We start from the raw sequence: 18,146 nt of genomic DNA on the forward strand, positions 1-18,146 counted from the left end.
GCCCGCGGCCCCGGGAGCAACGCAGCCGCAACAAGAGGGTCTCCATGTCATCGCCATCAGCCACGGCAGCCGCCGGCACCCGGCGAAGAGGCGCCCCACGAAACCCCGCCCCACAAAGCACAGCCCCGCACACCCCGCCCCACAAGCTGGACCCAGCTGAACTCCAGGCCCTGCACCACGAGCTGAACGACTGGTTCGCCGCGAACGCCCGGGACCTTCCTTGGCGCAAAGCGGATTGCAGTCCATGGGGCGTCCTGGTCAGCGAAGTGATGCTGCAGCAGACTCCGGTGGTGCGGGTCCTCCCGGTGTGGCAGGACTGGATGCAGCGCTGGCCGGAACCTGCGGACCTCGCCCGCGAAGCGTCCGGCGAAGCCGTGCGCCACTGGGGCCGGCTCGGTTACCCGCGGCGCGCGCTGCGCTTGCACGCGGCCGCAGTCGCGATTGTCGAAGAACACGGCGGCAAGGTGCCCGGCAGCTACGAGGGCCTCCTCGGCCTGCCCGGCGTCGGCGACTATACGGCGGCCGCCGTCGCGGCTTTTGCCTTCGGCGAGCGCGAAACGGTGGTGGACACCAATATCCGCCGGGTGCACGCGCGCCTGGTTTCGGGCACGGCCCTCCCGGCACCCTCGCTCACGGCGGCCGAGATGCGCCTGGCCGATTCCCTCCTGCCGGAAGACACCGCTCTGTCGGTGCGCTGGAACGCCTCCGTCATGGAGCTGGGCGCACTGGTGTGCACCGCCCGCTCCCCCAAGTGCTCCGACTGCCCGGTGCGCAGCAGCTGTGCCTGGCTCGCGGCCGGCGAGCCGCCGCCGTCGTACGTTCCCAAGGGCCAGGCGTGGCACGGCACGGACCGGCAGGTGCGCGGCGCCGTGATGGCCGTGCTCCGCATGGCCGAGGTGCCCGTGGCGCGCGAGCTGTTCGAGCGGGCCCCGGCAGACCTCGGCTTCGCGGCCGAAGGAACCGCAGTCCCGTTGGCTGCCTTGCACCGCCTCAATTCCGCACCGGAACAGCTTGAGCGGGCCTTGGACGGGCTGGTCCGCGACGGCCTGGCGGAGCTGCTGGACAGCGGCTACCGGCTGCCGGCCTGAACGAGCCTGAGCACCCCCGAACCCCTGAAAGCCCACCCGAACAACGAAACGGAGACCACATGAGGACAGTGCTCTACGTCGTCTGGGCCCTCTTCCAGCTCGCGGCAATTGCCGCCCTGGTGCACACCGTCCGGAAGGAGAAGAACCGGGACAAGCGCACCGTCGGCTGGCCCCGAGTCCAGGCCGTGGTCACCGGCAGCACTTCCGGCTGGGAAGGGAAGGTGGGCAGTGGCGATCCATCGCGGCGTTTCTACCCCACGTACCAGTTCACCGGTCCCGGCGGGCAGCTGTTCACCGGGAAATCCGACGTTCCCACGGTGGAAACCCCGACGCCCGGCTCGTACATCGAAGTTGCGGTCAACCCGGCCAACCCGCAGGAGTCCTACCACCAGTCCCCCAAGGAGAAGGTGGGCATCGGCTGCGCCATCGCCTTCTTCGTGGCCTTCTCCGCGGCTTCGTTCTGGTTCATCGGTATCTTTCCGCTCTGATTCCGCCCCGGTGTCAAAGCCCGGCGTTACCGCATTGCGCGGCACCATAACGATGTCGCCGCCACTTCCGGCGCTGCCGTTCCGGCCCGCGCCAGGCGGTCCTACCCTGAGGTATGCGCAAGTTATGGGCGGCCGTGGCATTAAGCACGACGGCGTTGCTCGGCTCAGGCTGCCAGCCTGAGTCCGCGCCGTGCCCGGCCATCGCGCCGGCACCTGTCGTGGGACTGACCGTCGCGGAAGACTACGTGCCCACGGTCCAGTCCGTGCACCTGCGTGCGTGCCAGGACGGCAAGTGCAAGGAAGCGGACCTCGAACTCCGTCCGGGCAGCAGGGCCGTACCGCAGGCCTGCAGCACCGGCCCGGACGGTACATGCTCTGCCACCATGTCCCCGGACGGCACCATCTACGGAATGCTGGACATGGGCGTGCTGACCGCATCACCCATCAGCGCCAAGGTCACCGGTACTGCCTCAAGCGGCCGGCCGCTGCCCGTCGGCACGCTCGAGTTCACGCCCAAGAGCCTCAAGCCCTTCAGCGAGAAATGCGGAACCATCATCGCCGCGAACCTCATCCTGGACGCCACGGGCCTCAGGCAGGCGCCCTGAGCCGCGCGCCGGACCGCCCGCACTCAGCCGTGCGCCCTAAGCCGCAAGTCAGTCAATCGAGCGCCGGTACATTCCCGGCGTGAACCCCAGGTATTTCCGGAAATCGTTGCTCAGGTGCGCCTGGTCCGCGTAGCCGAACTCAGCGGCAATCACCGCGAGGTCCACCGAGGGCTCCAGCCGGGCGCGCTCCACCGCGTCCTGCAGGCGCCGGCGGCGGATCAGCGCGGACGGACTGAGTCCCACGTACTTCTTCGCGAGCCTCTGCAGCGTCCGCGGCGACACCGCGAGCCGGGAGCTGACGTCCTCGATCCGGACCACGTCCGGATCGGAAGCGATGATGTCCATCATGGCGTTCGCGGTCAGCCCCTCTTCCGACGCAACGCCGCCGAAGGACGCCAGCCACGCCGCGAAGGCATCCACCGCTCCCTGCCGGCGGGCGCCGTCGTCGGGCACTGCCATCGCTGAAACCACAGCGCGGTGGAGTTCGTCCAGCGGAAGGGGCACTTCGGCGTCCTGCAGGCCGGCCGGATCATCGGTGAACAGGGGCACGGCGGCGGGGCGAAGGAGCGCGCCGACGGCCCAGCCGCGGCCCGTCAGATCGCGGAAGCCGGCCCGGGTGGTAGGCCCGGAGAACCCGACGCTGTGCGGCTCAACGGTGAGGTTCGAGGCAGGGTAGGCGATCACATGCTGCCGTGAGGAGCGTCCGGCGTCGATGTCCCATTCGGGGATCCAGAACCACTGCACCAGGTGTTCGACGGCGGCCGGTGCCGGAAGCCGATGAAATATCGGGAGCCGTGCCGGGTACAGGATGCCCTTGAATGACTCGTCCACGCGGCACCCCTTCCGCTGCGGCCCCCACGAAGACGGGCCGCTGCCGCCACCTTGTCGCAAATCTCCAAGCGCCGGCGGTCCTCCGGCGCCTAGCGTCGTATCCATGACAGATACTACAAGCACCCAGACAACCGCAGCCGCCCACGGCGAACACACCAGCCACGGCATTCCGCACGGCTGCACGAGCCTCACGCCGTTCCTCGCCATCGCCAACGCCAAGGAGGCCCTGGCGTTCTACCGGGACGTCTTCGGCGCACGGATCATCAGCGCCACGGAATTCGGCGGAATGGTGGTCCACGCTGAGCTCGACTTCGGTCAGGGGCACCTCCAGATCGGTGAACCGAATCCCGAATACCACCTGGTCCCGGCGCCGCAAGGCGGTGACGACTGCTACTCCCTGGGCCTGTACTGCTCCGATGCCGACGCCGTGGTCGCCCGCGCCGAGGAAGCCGGCGCCACTGTCCGCGAACCATTGGCGAACTTCGTCTCCGGTGACCGTTACGCCAGCATCCGGGACCCGTTCGGGGTCCGCTGGTCGATCATGACCCGGGTGGAAGACCTCTCGGAGGAGGAAAGCGGCCGGCGCGTCGAGGAATGGGCCGCCCGGCAGGGCTGATCTATTCCTCGCCGAAGCCTTCCGCCACCAGGCGCTGCACGTAGGCCACCGCTTTCGCGGCGTCGCTGCCGGTGGCCCGCACCGTGAGGGTGCCGCCCTTGCCCACTGCCAGGGTCATCAGTTCCATGACCGAGGTGCCGTCGACGCCGTTGACGGTCACCTCGGCATCCAGCCCGGCCAGGCCGCCCGCGATCCTGGCGGCCGGCCGGGCGTGCATCCCTGCCGCGTTCCGAAGCACGAACTCCCCTGTCTCAGCGGGGACCGCAGCCTCTGAATGCGCGACGCCGGACCCCGCCTCCGCTGCCGGCCCGCCTTGGCCGAACCGCACCGCTGCCGCGGCAGCTTTGACCGCTTGGGCGTCGGCCCCGCCCTGCGCCGCCACGCCCGCCGCGACGAGCCCTTCCACAAGAGGCGCGTCGGCGAGCAGCACGTCCTCCGGCGAGCTGCAGAATTCGACGGCCGATTCCGCCGTCATGACCGCCGAACCCAGGTCGGTGAGCACCACGACGCCGGAACCGGCAGCGGCCTCCAACGCCGATTCAAAAGCGGCCAGCACCAGCTCGAAGCTGGTGCCGATCCTGCCGTCGCCGGTGCCGCCCGCGGCGAAGAAGGCAACGCCGTGCGCCATCTGTTCCGCGAGTTCAACGGCCCCTTCGGCGATCCTGGCGCTGTGCGAAACCACCACCAGGGCGACCGTCACGCCTGCTTCCCGTCGGGAAATCCGGCCGCAGTGGCAGCAGCACGGAGCAGGAGCGCCGTGGACACGGCGCCGGGATCGCGGTGGCCCGCGCTGCGTTCGCCGAGGTAGCTGGCACGTCCCTTGCGGGCAATAAGCGGATCAGTGGTGACTGCCCCGACTTCGGCGGCCTCGGCCGCCGCGGCAAGGACCGCGACGGCGTCGGCGCCCAAAGCCACGGCCTCGTTGGCCGCCTCCACCGCGGGCGTCCAGGCGTCCACCATGGTCTTGTCGCCGGGCTCTGCCTTGCCGCGCGCCACGATGCCATCCCGTGCCGCGGCGAGGGCCGCCGCGAGCGCTGCGGAGTCAATGTCCTCCGAGGTTCCCAACGCCGTGGACGCCCGCAGGTACGCGGTGCCGTAAAGCGGCCCGGCGGCCCCGCCCACTTTGGACATCAGGGCCATGGCGGCCAGCTTCAAGGCTGCGCCCGGGGTGTCCGGTGTTCCTTCGGCGATTTTCTCCAGCACGGCCCGGAAGCCGCGGTCCATGTTTTCGCCGTGGTCCGAATCGCCGATCGCACGGTCCAATTCAATGAGCTCAACACGGTGCTCGGACATTTTCTGTGCGGACAGCTCCAGCCATTCCAGCGCCCAGGTGATCCCCAGCCCCATGCTCACATCCCCCAGCGCAGGGCGGCGGTGTGGACCGGCGCATCCCACAAGTCGACCAGCTCATCGTCCAGCCGGAGCACCGAGATCGAGCAGCCCTGCATCTCCAGCGAGGTGACGTAGTTGCCCACGAGGGACCGTTCAACGGTGATTCCCTGTTCTTCCAGCATGCGTGCCGCGCGGCGGTACACGATGTAGAGCTCGCTCAGCGGGGTGCCGCCCATGCCGTTGACGAACAGCAGCGCCCGCTCGCCTTTCCGTAACGCGAGGTCCTCCACCACCGGTTCCAGCAGCCGGGCCGTAATGGCATCTGCTCCTTCCATGGGGATGCGGTGGCGGCCGGGCTCGCCGTGGATTCCGATGCCGATCTCGATTTCGTCGTCGGCCAGTTCGAAGCTGGGGACCCCGGCATGCGGCACAATGCACCCGGAGAGGGCCACACCCATCGTGCGCACATTCCGGGCGACTGTTTCCGCTACGCCGGTCACGGCGTCGAGGGTGTCGCCACGGACCGCCGAGGCGCCGGCGATTTTCTCGACGAGCACCGTTCCGCCCACGCCGCGCCTGCCTGCTGTGTACAGGGAGTCCTTCACCGCAACGTCGTCGTCCACCAGCACGGTGCGGACGCTGATGCCTTCGGCCTGCGAGAGTTCGGCGGCGGTCTCGAAGTTCAGGACGTCGCCGGTGTAGTTCTTGACGATATGCACGACGCCGGCGCCCGAGTCGACTGCCTCGGTGGCGGGAATGATCTGCTCGGGCGTGGGCGAGGTGAAGACGGCGCCGGGAACCGCGGCGTCGAGCATGCCGTGTCCGACGAAGCCTGCGTGGAGTGGTTCGTGTCCGCTTCCGCCGCCGGAAACCAGCGCCACCTTGCCGGGAACCGGCGCACCCTTGCGGACCACGTAGGCCGGATTGGCGTGGACGTCCAGGAGATCGGCGTGGGCCAGGCCGAAGCCTTCAAGGGATTCGTCCACCACCGCGCGTGGGTCATTGATGAGCTTTTTCATGGCTGCTCCTGGCACAGATCCGGGTAGTTTGCTTTGACCCTACTACCCGCCCGGCAGCCGCGGTAGATGCCTAGAACGGCAGTGCAGCGGATGTGCGCCAGGCGCTTTCCTCGTCCGGCTGCGGGTGCTCCCTCACGGGAGCGTCGGGCCAGAATTCGAGGTACTCCGCCGGACTGCTTCCCGCGTGTTTTCGCGGCTCCGCAGACGCAGCGGCTCCCGGGATCTCCACTTGGAATCCTGAGAAATCGGGGAACATAACGTTGTGGGTCATGGTTCGCCTCCACAGAACGGCGGCCTTGGGTAACAGGCCTCGTCCAGTTTATCCATCAAGTAGATATATGGAAAGGTTTTAGGGACGCCGAAATAGTCGCCCGCAGAGGCTTAGAGGAATTTGATCATCCGGGTATTGCCGAGGGTGTTCGGCTTCACCCGCGCCAGGTCCAGGAACTCGGCCACGCCTTCGTCATGCGAGCGCAGGAGCTCCGAGTACACCTCCGGGTCCACGGCGGACTGGTCGGCCATGACTTCGAATCCGTGGCGCTTGAAGAAGTCGACTTCGAAGGTCAGGCAGAAGACCCGCGAAACACCAAGCGCCTTAGCGTCCTCGAGAAGCTGCTGCACCAACACATGCCCCACACCTTTGCCACGCCAGTCGGCAGCGGCGGCGAGCGTGCGGACCTCGGCGAGGTCTTCCCACATCACGTGCAGGGCGCCGCAGCCGATCACCTGCCCTTCGGATGATTCGGCGATCCGGAATTCCTGCAGGCTTTCGTAGTAGGCCACTGTTTCCTTGGCCATCAGGATCCGCTGCGCCGCCAGCGGTGCCACGAGTTTCTTGATTGCGGCAACGTCGCCGGTGCGCGCGGGGCGGATGCTGAAGCTTGAAGTCACAGCCCCAATCCTATGTCCAGCGTCCCCCGGCCCGGCCGGCACGTTCACCGTGCCGGCCGGGCTCTCCCCATTCAGGCCGGACCTCCCCGCCCGGCCGAGTTCCGGCGGCCGTCCCCACAGCCGCCGGAACAGGCTTACAGGCCCAGGTCCTCCGGCAGGGCGATATCTTCGCCCAGGACCTGCTTGGCCAGGAAGTGTTCCACCACGCCGTACCAGACCTTGGCGTGCTGCGGTTGCAGCACCCAGTGGTTCTCGTCGGGGAAGTAGAGGAAGCGGTGCGGCGTCTCCCCGTTGTCATCGGCAGGCAGTTTCGAGCCGGACAACAGTTCGTACCACAGCCGAAGCCCTTCCCCGATCGGCACCCGGTAGTCCTTGTCACCATGGATCACGAGCATTGGCGTCGAAATGTTCCCGAGGTGCAGGTGCGGAGAATTCTCCAGCGCCATCTCGGGCGTCATTTCCTTGAGCCAGTACTGCGAAGCGTCGGTGGTGGGGCCGAACTGGTCCAGCGCCCACAGGCTGGCGTGCGTCACGATCGCCTTGAAGCGGTCGGTGTGACCAGCCACCCAGTTGGCCATGTAACCGCCGAAGGAACCACCCATGGCCGCCGTACGGGTTTCGTCGATGTCCGGCCTGGACACCACGGCGTCGGTGATGGACATCAGGTCCGTGAAGGGCGCCTTGCCCCATTCGCCCCAGCCGCGCTGGATGAAGTCCTGACCGTAGCCGGTGGAAAGGGCGGGGTCCGGCAGCAGCACGGCGTAGCCCTTGGATACCAGCAGCCATGGGTTCCAGCGCCAGGTCCAGGCGTTCCAGGAGCCCAACGGACCGCCATGGATCCAGAGCAGGAGCGGGGCGGGCTTCTCAGCGGACGCATCCTCGGGCAGTGCCAGGTAGGCGGGCACGCGGGAGCCGTCGGCCGCCGTCGTTTCGACCCGCTCGAGCGAGCCCTTGAACGCGGGCCTTTCGGCCGGGGCGGGCAGCCGTACAGCTTCACCGCTCGCGAGGTCGATCCGGACCGCCTCGGCGGGGAACTCGTAGGAGCTGCGCAGGGCGTAGGCGGTGGTTCCGTCAGGCGAGACGACGACGTCGGTGTACGCGGCGGCGTCGTGCGTCACCCGGGTGACGGTGCCGCCGGCGACGTCGATCCGGAAGACCGGCGTCGCGCCATCCTCATCTGCGGTGACCAGTAGCGACTTGCCGTCCGGCAACCATGCCGCAGGGCTTGCCCAGCGGTCCCATTCGGGCGCCAGGGGTTCGAGCCCGGCCTGTGGGCCGTCTCCCACATCGAGCAGGTGCAGCTTCACCTCCGGGGCTTGCAACGGCGTACTGTCGCTTTCGCTGACGACGGCGAGCGTCCGGCCGTCCGGGCTGACCGGCCCGGGGAAGTAGCTCATTCCTTCGCGGTCGAGGATGACCTTGAGGTTGCCGGACGCAACGTCGACGGCGGCCAGCACATAGCGGGAGTCGGCCTTCGCGAGCGGCTTCTGGAGGCTGGTGTAGATGGTCTTGCCGTCCGGGCTGACCACCGCTTCGGTTTCGCGGAGCCGGCCACCCACCTCCGGGGTGAGATTACGGAGCTTCAGGGCCGGGGCGGCGTCGATCGTTGCCGGCTTGCCTGCGTTCTCCTCCTCGCCCGCTTCGACGGCGAAGATCCGCGGCTGCGAAGGGCCGAGGTCCGCATCCCAGAAGCGGACCGGGTAGCCGCTGTGCAGGATGGCGGACACCTTGTTGTCCTTGCGGCTCTTGCGGCGCTCCTCGTCGTCCTTTTCGTCGCTGGAACCGGCCAGGACGGACGCCTTCACGAAGGTGGCGTCGGCGTCCTTGGCGGTCAGCACGGCGCTGATTCCGCCGGACCGGGAGTGCACGACACGCGATTCGCCGCCGTCGGCCGGGAGCAGCCAGAGCGCGTTGACCGGTTCCGCATCCGGGCTGTCCGGGTCAGGGCGTGCCGAGGTGAAGTAGAGGTCGCCGTTGGCGGCAAATGCCGCGCCCGCCTCGCCCTTGGCGCTGCGCGTGATGCGCCGGGCGTGCTTGACGCCTTCAGGGTCCAGTTCCCACAGTGCGGTGCCGTATTCGGTGCCCTTGCCGTTAAGCGTGGCCACGGTAGTGACCAGCCGCTTGCCATCGGGACTCAAGGCAAGGCCGCTCACGCGCGGGATCGCCAAATAATGGTCCAGCTCGTGGAACGGAGTTTCGGGCTGTGCTTCCGGGGTTTCGGAGGAGTTCGCGTCCATGGTCCGATTCAACACGCATTGTGCCGCCAATCACAGGGAAGTTCACTAAGAGTGAAACAGTACTTTCAAATATAGGCGGCTGCGGGCGTCCCGCGGCCCTTTCCCGGACGCAGCAACGCCCCGCATCAGTGGCGATGCGGGGCGTTGCCGTACCGCCCTCCGTCGGGCGGAAGTTCCTATTCCTGGTTGCCGTACCCGGATTCAGACTCCTCGCGGTCGCTGCCATAGCCGCCCTCAGAGCCGGAACCGGCGCGGGAAGACTCACCATCGCTGCCATAGCCGGACGACTCTTCCTGGCTTCCGTAGCCGCTTTCGGAGCCGGATTCCTCACGGTCACTGCCGAAGCCGCCGCCGGAGGACTCGCCTCCGCCGTAGCCACCCTCGGAACCGGAGGACTCCCCGCCGCCGTAGCCGCCCTCAGAACCGGAGGACTCGCCACCGCCGTAGCCGCCCTCAGAACCGGAGGACTCCCCGCCGCCATAGCCGCCCTCGGAACCGGAGGATTCCCCGCCGTCGTAGCCGGAGGACCCGGAGGACTCCCCACCGCCATAGCCGGCGGACCCAGACTCCTCGCGGCCTCCGCCGTAGTTCGATTCGGAAGAGTCGCCGCCGTAGCCGCCTTCAGAGCCCGAGGAATCACCCCCGCTGTAGCCGGAAGATTCCCCGCTTTCACCACCCGGCTCGCCGCGACCACCGAAGCTGTCCCCTGCTTCGGACTGGGTGTCGCGCTGGCCGAACTCCTCGTTGCCGCCGTAAGACGCGCCCGAGCTGACTTCTTCGTTTTCCGGATTGATTTCGGTATTCATGGCCATCCTCATTTCCGTTCACATCCCGAGCGGTGCAGCGCCTGGACCGCCCAGGAGCCCCGGAGGACACCGGAGCACGTCCACCGTAAACACAGAATTCAGGGACCCGCCAGACCTCACAGTCAACTTTCGTCACCCCCTTGACTGTCATTTACAAGCAGTGACAAATTTGTCAATTTCGGCCATCCTGCCCGGAACACACGGGGCCCCCGTTCCGTGATGGAACGGGGGCCTCGCGTTTGAGGTAAGCGCCTCCGCTAGGAGGTCGGCGCGATCTCGGGGATCCGCGGCTTGGCGTTTCCGGCGAACGTGAACTTGGCGTCGTCGCCTTCGCCCTCCACATCCACTACAACGATGTTGCCCGCGTGCAGTTCGCCGAAGAGGATCTTCTCGGACAGCTGGTCCTCGATCTCGCGCTGGATGGTCCGGCGCAGCGGCCGGGCGCCCATGGCCGGATCGTAGCCGCGGGTAGCCAGCAGGACCTTGGCGGCGGGCGTCAGCTCGATGCCCATGTCCTTGTCCTTGAGGCGTGCCTCGAGGCGCGTCACGAACAGGTCCACGATCTCGATGATCTCTTCCTGCGTCAGCTGCGGGAACACCACGACGTCGTCAACACGGTTCAGGAACTCGGGGCGGAAGTGCTGCTTCAGCTCTTCCGTGACCCGGGCCCGCATGCGGTTGTAACCGGTCTGGGTGTCCGTGCCGGACTGGAAGCCCGTGGCGACGCTCTTCGAGATGTCGCGGGTACCCAGGTTGGTGGTCATGATGATCACGGTGTTCTTGAAGTCCACCACGCGGCCCTGGGAGTCGGTCAGGCGGCCGTCTTCCAGGATCTGCAGCAGCGAGTTGAAGAGGTCCGCGTGGGCTTTCTCCACTTCGTCGAACAGCACCACGGAGAACGGACGACGGCGGACCTTCTCGGTCAGCTGGCCGCCTTCTTCGTAGCCCACGTAACCCGGAGGAGCACCGAAGAGCCGCGACACGGTGTGTTTCTCGGAGTACTCGGACATGTCCAGGGTGATGAGGGCGTCCTCTTCGCCGAAGAGGAACTCCGCAAGGGCCTTGGCCAGTTCGGTCTTGCCGACGCCGGTGGGGCCGGCGAAGATGAACGAGCCGCCGGGACGCTTGGGGTCCTTCAGGCCCGCACGGGTACGGCGGATCGCCTGGGACAGCGCCTTGATGGCTTCGTCCTGGCCGACAACGCGCTTGTGCAGTTCCTCTTCCATCTTGAGCAGACGGCTGGACTCTTCCTCGGTGAGCTTGAAGACCGGGATGCCGGTGGAGTTCGCGAGGACTTCGGCGATCAGGTCTTCGTCCACCTCGGAAACGTCGTCCATGCCGCCGGACTTCCAGTTGCGTTCCTTCTCGGCGCGCTCGGCAATGAGCTTCTGTTCCTTGTCGCGCAGCGAAGCGGCGCCTTCGAAGTCCTGGGCGTCGATGGCCGATTCCTTCTCGAGCTTCACTTCGGCGATGCGCTCGTCCATGGCCTTGAGCTCCGGCGGAGCGGTCATCCGGCGGATGCGCAGCCGGGCGCCGGCCTCATCGATCAGGTCGATCGCCTTGTCCGGCAGGAAGCGGTCCGAGATGTAGCGCTCGGCGAGCTGCGCGGCCGAGGCGAGGGCGCCGTCGGTGATGGTCACACGGTGGTGCGCCTCGTAACGGTCGCGCAGGCCCTTCAGGATCTCGATCGCGTGCGCAACGGAGGGTTCCTTGACCTGGATCGGCTGGAAGCGGCGCTCCAGCGCTGCGTCCTTTTCGATGTGCTTGCGGTACTCGTCCAGCGTGGTAGCGCCAATGGTCTGGAGTTCGCCACGGGCCAGCATCGGCTTGAGGATGGACGCGGCGTCAATGGCGCCCTCTGCGGCACCGGCGCCAACCAGGGTGTGGATCTCGTCGATGAACAGGATGATGTCGCCACGGGTGCGGATCTCCTTGAGGACCTTCTTCAGGCGCTCTTCGAAGTCACCGCGGTAGCGGGAGCCTGCCACCAGGGAGCCGAGGTCCAGGGTGTAGAGCTGCTTGTCCTTGATGGTCTCCGGGACATCGCCGCGGACGATCGCCTGGGCAAGGCCTTCGACGACGGCGGTCTTGCCGACGCCGGGCTCGCCGATCAGTACCGGGTTGTTCTTGGTGCGGCGGGAGAGGACCTGCATGACGCGTTCCATCTCCTGCTCGCGGCCGATGACCGGATCGAGCTTGTTTTCACGGGCAGCCTGGGTCAGGTTGCGTCCGAACTGGTCCAGCACCACGGAACCGGCCGGGGTGCCTTCCTGCTGGCCGGGGCCCGTTCCGGCGCCGGCCGTCTCCTTGCCCTGGTAGCCGGAGAGCAGCTGGATGACCTGCTGGCGGACGCGGTTCAGGTCCGCGCCAAGCTTGACCAGGACCTGCGCGGCAACGCCTTCGCCCTCGCGGATCAGGCCGAGGAGGATGTGCTCGGTGCCGATGTAGTTGTGGCCGAGCTGCAGGGCCTCGCGCAGGGAGAGCTCCAGCACCTTCTTGGCACGGGGGGTGAAGGGGATGTGTCCGGAAGGGGCCTGCTGGCCCTGGCCGATGATCTCCTGCACCTGTTCCCGGACGCCGTCGAGCGAAATGCTCAGGGACTCAAGCGCTTTGGCAGCAACGCCTTCACCCTCGTGGATCAGACCCAAGAGGATGTGCTCGGTACCGATGTAGTTGTGGTTGAGCATGCGTGCCTCTTCCTGGGCAAGCACGACAACGCGACGGGCACGGTCCGTAAATCTCTCAAACATTTCGCCACACTCCTAGCTACGACGTACTTTGATGCTACGTGGCGCGGCAAGGATTTTGGGGCGTGTTCGCCACAGGGGAAACAGCAAGGGCGCGGGGAATAGTTTCCCCGCGCCCTGCGCTGCACTCGGGAGCGATTCGAGCGACCCGGCGGACCTGAGCCTCCGCCTGGATGCCTCCCCGGACATCCGCCGCAATTCGAATTCCCCCATGGTTTTCGAAGCCGCGGATAAACCGGCAATTCGTCCCGTTTTTGGATTCCCGCATCCGGACCAACCGGATTCCTGCGGATTCCCTAGGAATTTGCCTTCTGGTAGGCTTCCTGAATTTCAGCCTGGATACGGCCGCGGCTGTTCACGGTATACCCGTTTTCGCGGGCCCATTGACGGATCTGTGCCGAATCCTGATTCCTGCCGGCCGCTGCCCTGCCGCGCGAGGCGCGTCCGGACGAAGTTTTGCGGGCTTTGGCGACAAAAGGCTCCAGCGCGTCACGCAACTTTGACGCGTTTGCCGTGGACAGGTCCATCTCATAGCTGACGCCGTCCAGGGCAAAGCGGACGGTTTCGTCTGCCTCGCCCTCGTCCAGGTCGTCAACCAGGATGATTTTGACTTTCTGTGCCATTGAAAAGACTCTCTTCGGGGGATGGGGGATGCAGAATTTGTGTCCTGCTAATTAGAGATTATTGTCCAGCGCACCATAGGACGTCAAAGACATAAACAATTTCCGCGGAAACCCCGCTCCGAAAGGAGCTATTTCGAGGCGGTCGGCCCGCCCTCCGGCGTCGTCGGATTTTCAAATCCGGCCTCGTGGCGGGCGCGTGCCTCTGCCTGCCGCTCTGCCTTGTCCGCATTGAAAATCGCCTTCATTGCGAACCAGAACAGCAGCCCCACCACAACGGAGGGCAAAAGGACTGCTACATACTCCATGTTCAGTGGCCTTCGGGCTTGAGGAGCGGGAAGAGAATGGTTTCGCGGATGCCCGCTCCGGTGAAGAGCATGACCAGGCGGTCGATGCCCAGGCCGATTCCGCCCATGGGCGGCGCACCGTATTCGAGCGCGCGGAGGAAGTCCTCGTCGAGCTGCATCGCTTCGACGTCGCCCGCTGCCGAACGGCGGGACTGCTCGGTCAGCCGTTCGCGCTGGATGACGGGGTCGATCAGCTCGGAGAACGCGGTACCGCGCTCCATGCCACCGATGATCAGGTCCCATGCCTCGATCAGGCGGCCGTCTTCGCGGTGCGGACGGGCCAGCGGCTGGGCGGAGGGCGGGTAGTCGTACACGAATGTCGGGTTCAGCAGCGTCGGTTCGACGATTTCGCCGAACAGTTCAACCACGAGCTTCTCGGCATCCCACTTGGGGTCGACCTTGACGTCATGCTTGTCTGCAAGTGCGCGGAGTTCCTCCACGGTGGTGTCGGGCGTGACCTCGACGCCGACGGCCTCGGAGAGCCCCGGGTATACCGCAAGCCAGGCCCACTCGCCGTCGAGGTTGATTTCCCCGGCCTCGGTCTGGATGGTGCGGGTACCCACGACGTCGGCCACATTCAGGACGAGTTCCTTCATGCGCTCGGCCATGACGAACTGGTCGGCCCATGCTTCGTAGCATTCGAGCGTGGTGAACTCGGGGCTGTGGGTGGAGTCGACGCCCTCGTTGCGGAACACGCGACCCATGTCGTAGACGCGGTCGATGCCGCCCACCACTGCGCGCTTGAGGAAGAGTTCCGTGGCGATGCGCAGCGTCATCTTCTGGTCGAAGGCGTTCATGTGGGTCTCAAACGGGCGCGCCGTGGCCCCGCCGTGGACCAGCTGCAGGATGGGGGTTTCCACCTCCACGTAGCCGCGCCGGTCCAGGGTGTCGCGGATGGAACGGGTGATCGCCGCGCGGGTGTAGACCATTTCGCGCGCTTCGTCGCGGACCATGAGGTCCACGTAGCGCTGGCGCACACGCGTTTCTTCGTTAAGCCCTGCGTGCAGCACGGGCAGGGGGCGCAGCGCCTTGGAGGCCATGGACCAGGAATCGGCCATGACGGAGAGTTCGCCGCGACGGGAAGAAATGACTTCGCCCTTGATGAAGACGTGGTCGCCGAGGTCGACCAGGGCCTTCCAGTCGGCCAGGCCTTCCTCGCCGACATTGGCCAGGCTGAGCATTGCCTGGAGGCGGACACCCTTGCCGTCCACGCCGCCTTCCTGGAGCGTGGCGAAGCAAAGCTTGCCCGTGTTGCGGATGAACACCACGCGGCCGGTGATCCCGACCGTTTCGCCTGTGGTCTCGTCCGCCTCGAGGTGGCCGTACTTTTCCCGGACCTCGGCAAGGGAATGGGTCCGTTCAACACCCACCGGGTACGCTTCGCCGCCGCGCTCGATCAGCTTGTTGCGCTTCTCCATGCGGATGCGCATCTGTTCGCTGGCGTCTGCGGGTTCTGTGGAGGGGGTGTTTTCTGAAGTCACAAGGCTTAATTCTAGCGGAGCCGGAAACCACGCTTTGCGGGCGGTCCGGCGCGTGGCCGGCCGCCATTTAGACTGGCGCACGTGGAGGAACGCACCCTGGATACCGACGACGGCGGCCGCCTGGCGCTTTACAGCTACGGAGCCGCCGGGGCCCCTCCGGAGCGCCGCGTCCTGGTGGTCGGCGGGGCTTTCCTGACGGCGTTGATCTACCGGCCGTTTGCGATGGCATTGTCGGCCGGCCTCGGCGATGAATGGGCCGTGGACGTCTACGACAGGCGTGGCCGCGGCCAGTCCACGGAACAGCCGCCGGACTACTCGATGGCCACTGAAATCGCGGACGTCCGCACCGTGCTGGACACGACGGGTGGCCGGAACGTCTTCGGCCACAGCCTGGGCGGATCCGTGGTCCTCAACGCCGCAGCGGAATTCGCCGGGACAAAACATGAGGCAGCGAAACTGGCGGTCTACGACGCCGCCGTCAACTTCGAAGGAAGCATCGATACCGCGTGGCTCGCAGGATTCGAAGAAGCCGTCAACGCGGGCCAGGCCGGCAAGGCCATGGCACGTGCGAAAAGGGGGCTGGCCCCGGGCAGTCCCCTCGCGCGGGTCCCTGAGCCGATCCTGGCCGGGCTCATGGCCGTCGTTTCCCGCACCCGCGTCAACCGCATGTTCCGGGAACTCATGCCGACCGCCGTCGGCGAATTGAAGGCCGCCATGGAAGAACCCCTCGGCGCGGCCGACTTCGCCGGGCTGCCCGCCGGCACCTGTTTCCTTGTGGGCGCGAAGAGCCCTGATTACTACAAGGTCACCGCAAACCGGCTGCATGCCGCGGTCCGCGGAAGCGAGCTGAAGATCTCGCCGAAATGCGTGCACGGTTCGGTGCCGGCCGCGGTGAAGGAACTCGTGACGGATATCGCCGCCTACTTCAAGGAGTAGGCCCGGAAGAGCGGCAGCGTTGCGTACTGCCTACGCTCAGCTAGCTCCGTTAGGCTCAAGCCATGACGAGCGAGAAGATCACCACTCCCGACGGCGCGACACTCGAGGTCTTCACCACCGGAGCGGACACAGGCACCCAAGGCAACGGCATCGTCGTCGTTCCTGCCTCCATGGTGACCGCCGCCGACTATTCCAAGTTCGCCCAGAAACTGAGCGCGGCCCTTGGCCGGCCGGTGCACACTTTCAACCGTCGCGGCCGCGGCGCCTCGTCACCACAGCCGGCGGACTACACCCTCGACGTCGATATCCGGGACCTCTCCGCGGTCATGGACCACACGGGGAGCACAGATGTCTTCGGGCACAGCTTCGGCGGCGCCGTGGCGCTGCATGCAGCGCGCACCCTCCCCGTGGAACGCCTGGCCGTCTACGATCCCGCCGTGTCCGTCAACCACAGCGTCAAGGCGGACTGGACCGCCGAGTATGAACGCGCGACGGCGGCGGGAGACTTCGACCGCGGGCTCGCCGTGCTGGTGAAGGGCGTGGAGACCGAAGGCGCCTTCTCGCGGATGCCGCTGTCCATGCTCACCCTGGCGAACAAACTCACCGCCGGGACCCACATGGGCAAGCAGGCGCGGGAGCTGATGCAGGCGGGAGTCCGAGAGATCAAGGCCGTCATAGCGGCTGACATGCCTGCCGAGCCTTTCCTCGAGTTGCCCCTGGAGACGCTGATTGTGGTGGGCGAGAAGAGCCCGGCCTACTTTGGGGTGGCCTGCGGACAGATCCACGATGTGCTCTCCGGTTCCAGCTACACGATTCTTCCCGGATACGGACACGACGGCGCGAACAAGGCCCCTGACCGGCTCATCTCGGAACTCTCCGCGTTCTTCTCCGGCTAAGCCGGTTGCACGGCGTGTCCCTGCCTGTGGCCGAAGGGCACGCCTTCAATCCCATCGGCCGTAACGCCGAAGACGGCCAAGACATGGGCGTGGATGTCCGCGTGGTCCAAAGAAGCGATGGCAGTCGGCAAGCCCGGGCCTGACGCCGCGATCCAGGCGGTCCGTTCCTCCTCGCTTTCACCCCCGTGTCCGCCCTCGTCCACATGGCCGTGGTCCGTGACGACGATGACTGTCCAGCCTTCACCAGTGCGCCCGGGCCTCGAGTCGATTGCCGCCAAGAGCGCGCCCAGCCGTGAGTCACAGCGCTCGATTGCGGCGGTGTATCCCGGGCCGGTTCCGTGATCGTGTGCTTCGACATCGGCCTCGCCGAAATAGACAAAGGAAACGGCAAGATCCTCGGAGGCCAGCCGCTGCGCCGCATATGCAGCCACTGCATCATCGGCAACGAGCCAGCTGCCGGCGTCGTTGGCTTCTTCCGGATCAGGCACGGGGACCCAACCCTGTGAAGAGAAGACCGGGCCGCACGCGATCCCTCTGGCGAGCGGATACCAGCTGGCGGCGATCATGGTCTCCAGCTCCGGCCACGCGCTCCGCAGGCGGGCGGTGAAATCCGGCAGTCCGTCCAGTTCCTCGGGGTGGTGGTGGTTGCCCGTGACCAGGTGGCGGTCGGCATACACCCCGGTTGCGACGGTGCTCCAGACCGGCCCCGAGATGGTGGCGTTCTTGTCGTGGACACGCACGGGGAGCAGCGTGCCGGTCGATGCCAGGCCGTCAAGGAACGGGGTGTCAGCCGCCATCAGGGCGTCATAGCGGACGCCGTCGATGCCAACGACCAGCACATGGGGGCGCAGGGGAGCCGAAGGGTTCACAAACACGACCGTACCGTGCCCAGGCTCGCGGAAGCGGGAGGCCGCTTAAGTGCGAAAGGCCCTGACCGTCGTGGTCAGGGCCTTTCGTGAATGGTTGTCCGGCGGTGTCCTACTCTCCCACACCCTCCCGGGTGCAGTACCATCGGCGCTGTGGGTCTTAGCTTCCGGGTTCGGAATGGGACCGGGCGTTTCCCCCACGCTATGACCGCCGTAACCCTTGTACCCGTCCCCGTGTGTGGGGTGGGAAGTCTTTGTGGTTACCAGGTGCTTGCTGGTTCTGTATTTTGTTGTGTTGGTTCCCTGACGGTTTGGTGCCGTGGTGTTGTTGGTTGGGAAC

At 66.5% G+C, this 18,146-nt stretch carries 19 protein-coding genes and 1 rRNA gene; 6 read left to right on the forward strand and 14 right to left on the reverse strand.

Going from position 1 to position 18,146, the window contains the following annotated elements:
* Positions 1-44: 44 nt before the first annotated feature.
* The 3 genes from BIU82_RS04290 to BIU82_RS04300 all read left to right on the forward strand — a co-directional run bounded on the left by BIU82_RS04290 (position 45) and on the right by BIU82_RS04300 (position 2,181).
* Positions 45-1,088 carry an A/G-specific adenine glycosylase gene (locus BIU82_RS04290; protein WP_083292188.1) on the forward strand — a complete coding sequence of 348 codons (1,044 nt, stop codon included), beginning with the start codon at positions 45-47 and terminating at the stop codon, positions 1,086-1,088.
* A 59-nt stretch (positions 1,089-1,147) separates the two neighbouring features.
* A complete protein-coding gene (locus BIU82_RS04295) occupies positions 1,148-1,576 on the forward strand; it encodes a DUF3592 domain-containing protein (protein WP_070348226.1) in 429 nt (142 codons plus the stop codon).
* Positions 1,577-1,710: 134 nt separating this feature from the next.
* Positions 1,711-2,181, forward strand: coding sequence for a hypothetical protein (locus BIU82_RS04300; protein WP_363968082.1), 471 nt, complete (start codon positions 1,711-1,713; stop codon positions 2,179-2,181).
* A gap of 48 nt (positions 2,182-2,229) precedes the next feature.
* On the opposite strand, the gene BIU82_RS04305 is transcribed toward BIU82_RS04300, so the two are convergent.
* Complete coding sequence (locus tag BIU82_RS04305; protein ID WP_070348228.1) at positions 2,230-3,012, reverse strand: helix-turn-helix domain-containing protein; 783 nt, start codon at positions 3,010-3,012, stop codon at positions 2,230-2,232.
* 103 nt (positions 3,013-3,115) lie between these two features.
* On the opposite strand from BIU82_RS04305, the gene BIU82_RS04310 reads away from it, so the two are divergent.
* Positions 3,116-3,628, forward strand: coding sequence for a VOC family protein (locus BIU82_RS04310; protein ID WP_070348229.1), 513 nt, complete (start codon positions 3,116-3,118; stop codon positions 3,626-3,628).
* 1 nt (position 3,629) lies between these two features.
* On the opposite strand, the gene dhaM is transcribed toward BIU82_RS04310, so the two are convergent.
* The 11 genes from dhaM to lysS form a co-directional block, all read right to left on the reverse strand.
* Complete coding sequence (gene dhaM, locus BIU82_RS04315) at positions 3,630-4,328, reverse strand: dihydroxyacetone kinase phosphoryl donor subunit DhaM (RefSeq protein ID WP_070348230.1); 699 nt, start codon at positions 4,326-4,328, stop codon at positions 3,630-3,632.
* Positions 4,325-4,975, reverse strand: a complete 651-nt coding sequence (dhaL, locus tag BIU82_RS04320) for a dihydroxyacetone kinase subunit DhaL (protein WP_070348231.1) — start codon at positions 4,973-4,975, stop codon at positions 4,325-4,327. Before dhaL ends, dhaM begins: the two co-directional genes overlap by 4 nt.
* A 2-nt stretch (positions 4,976-4,977) precedes the next feature.
* Positions 4,978-5,979: a dihydroxyacetone kinase subunit DhaK gene (dhaK, locus tag BIU82_RS04325; protein ID WP_070348232.1), complete on the reverse strand. Its 1,002-nt coding sequence runs from the start codon at positions 5,977-5,979 to the stop codon at positions 4,978-4,980.
* Between the two features lie 70 nt (positions 5,980-6,049).
* Entirely contained in the window at positions 6,050-6,250 is a 201-nt protein-coding gene (locus tag BIU82_RS19590) for a hypothetical protein (RefSeq protein ID WP_139146501.1), read from the reverse strand.
* 110 nt (positions 6,251-6,360) lie between these two features.
* Positions 6,361-6,870, reverse strand: a complete 510-nt coding sequence (locus tag BIU82_RS04330; RefSeq protein WP_070348233.1) for an amino-acid N-acetyltransferase — start codon at positions 6,868-6,870, stop codon at positions 6,361-6,363.
* Positions 6,871-7,004: 134 nt separating this feature from the next.
* Entirely contained in the window at positions 7,005-9,107 is a 2,103-nt protein-coding gene (locus BIU82_RS04335) for a prolyl oligopeptidase family serine peptidase (RefSeq protein WP_171906490.1), read from the reverse strand.
* 176 nt (positions 9,108-9,283) lie between these two features.
* Positions 9,284-9,913, reverse strand: coding sequence for a hypothetical protein (locus tag BIU82_RS04340; RefSeq protein ID WP_139146502.1), 630 nt, complete (start codon positions 9,911-9,913; stop codon positions 9,284-9,286).
* A gap of 257 nt (positions 9,914-10,170) precedes the next feature.
* On the reverse strand, positions 10,171-12,663 hold the full coding sequence (locus BIU82_RS04345; protein ID WP_070348236.1) for an ATP-dependent Clp protease ATP-binding subunit: 2,493 nt from the start codon (positions 12,661-12,663) through the stop codon (positions 10,171-10,173).
* A 293-nt stretch (positions 12,664-12,956) separates the two neighbouring features.
* On the reverse strand, positions 12,957-13,283 hold the full coding sequence (locus BIU82_RS04350; RefSeq protein ID WP_070348237.1) for an Lsr2 family protein: 327 nt from the start codon (positions 13,281-13,283) through the stop codon (positions 12,957-12,959).
* Positions 13,284-13,411: 128 nt separating this feature from the next.
* Positions 13,412-13,588: a hypothetical protein gene (locus BIU82_RS19815; RefSeq protein WP_171906491.1), complete on the reverse strand. Its 177-nt coding sequence runs from the start codon at positions 13,586-13,588 to the stop codon at positions 13,412-13,414.
* A 2-nt stretch (positions 13,589-13,590) separates the two neighbouring features.
* Positions 13,591-15,108: a lysine--tRNA ligase gene (gene lysS, locus BIU82_RS04355; RefSeq protein WP_171906492.1), complete on the reverse strand. Its 1,518-nt coding sequence runs from the start codon at positions 15,106-15,108 to the stop codon at positions 13,591-13,593.
* An 81-nt stretch (positions 15,109-15,189) separates the two neighbouring features.
* Here lysS and BIU82_RS04360 point away from each other — a divergent pair, with 81 nt between their 5' ends.
* Together BIU82_RS04360 and BIU82_RS04365 are read left to right on the forward strand one after the other, a co-directional pair.
* Entirely contained in the window at positions 15,190-16,044 is an 855-nt protein-coding gene (locus BIU82_RS04360) for an alpha/beta hydrolase (protein ID WP_070348238.1), read from the forward strand.
* Between the two features lie 62 nt (positions 16,045-16,106).
* Entirely contained in the window at positions 16,107-16,940 is an 834-nt protein-coding gene (locus BIU82_RS04365) for an alpha/beta hydrolase (RefSeq protein ID WP_070348239.1), read from the forward strand.
* Here the strand turns inward: BIU82_RS04365 and BIU82_RS04370 are convergent.
* Together BIU82_RS04370 and rrf are read right to left on the reverse strand one after the other, a co-directional pair.
* The gene (locus BIU82_RS04370) at positions 16,937-17,815 is read right to left on the reverse strand and encodes an alkaline phosphatase family protein (protein ID WP_070348240.1); all 879 of its coding nucleotides are present in this window, start codon (positions 17,813-17,815) and stop codon (positions 16,937-16,939) included. The two genes, BIU82_RS04365 and BIU82_RS04370, sit on opposite strands and share 4 nt — an antisense overlap.
* Before the next feature lie 90 nt (positions 17,816-17,905).
* Positions 17,906-18,022: ribosomal RNA gene (rrf, locus tag BIU82_RS04375) — 5S ribosomal RNA — on the reverse strand.
* Positions 18,023-18,146 lie beyond the last annotated feature (124 nt).

This window comes from Arthrobacter sp. SW1 (assembly GCF_001766675.1).
In the GTDB taxonomy this organism is placed as follows: domain Bacteria; phylum Actinomycetota; class Actinomycetes; order Actinomycetales; family Micrococcaceae; genus Arthrobacter.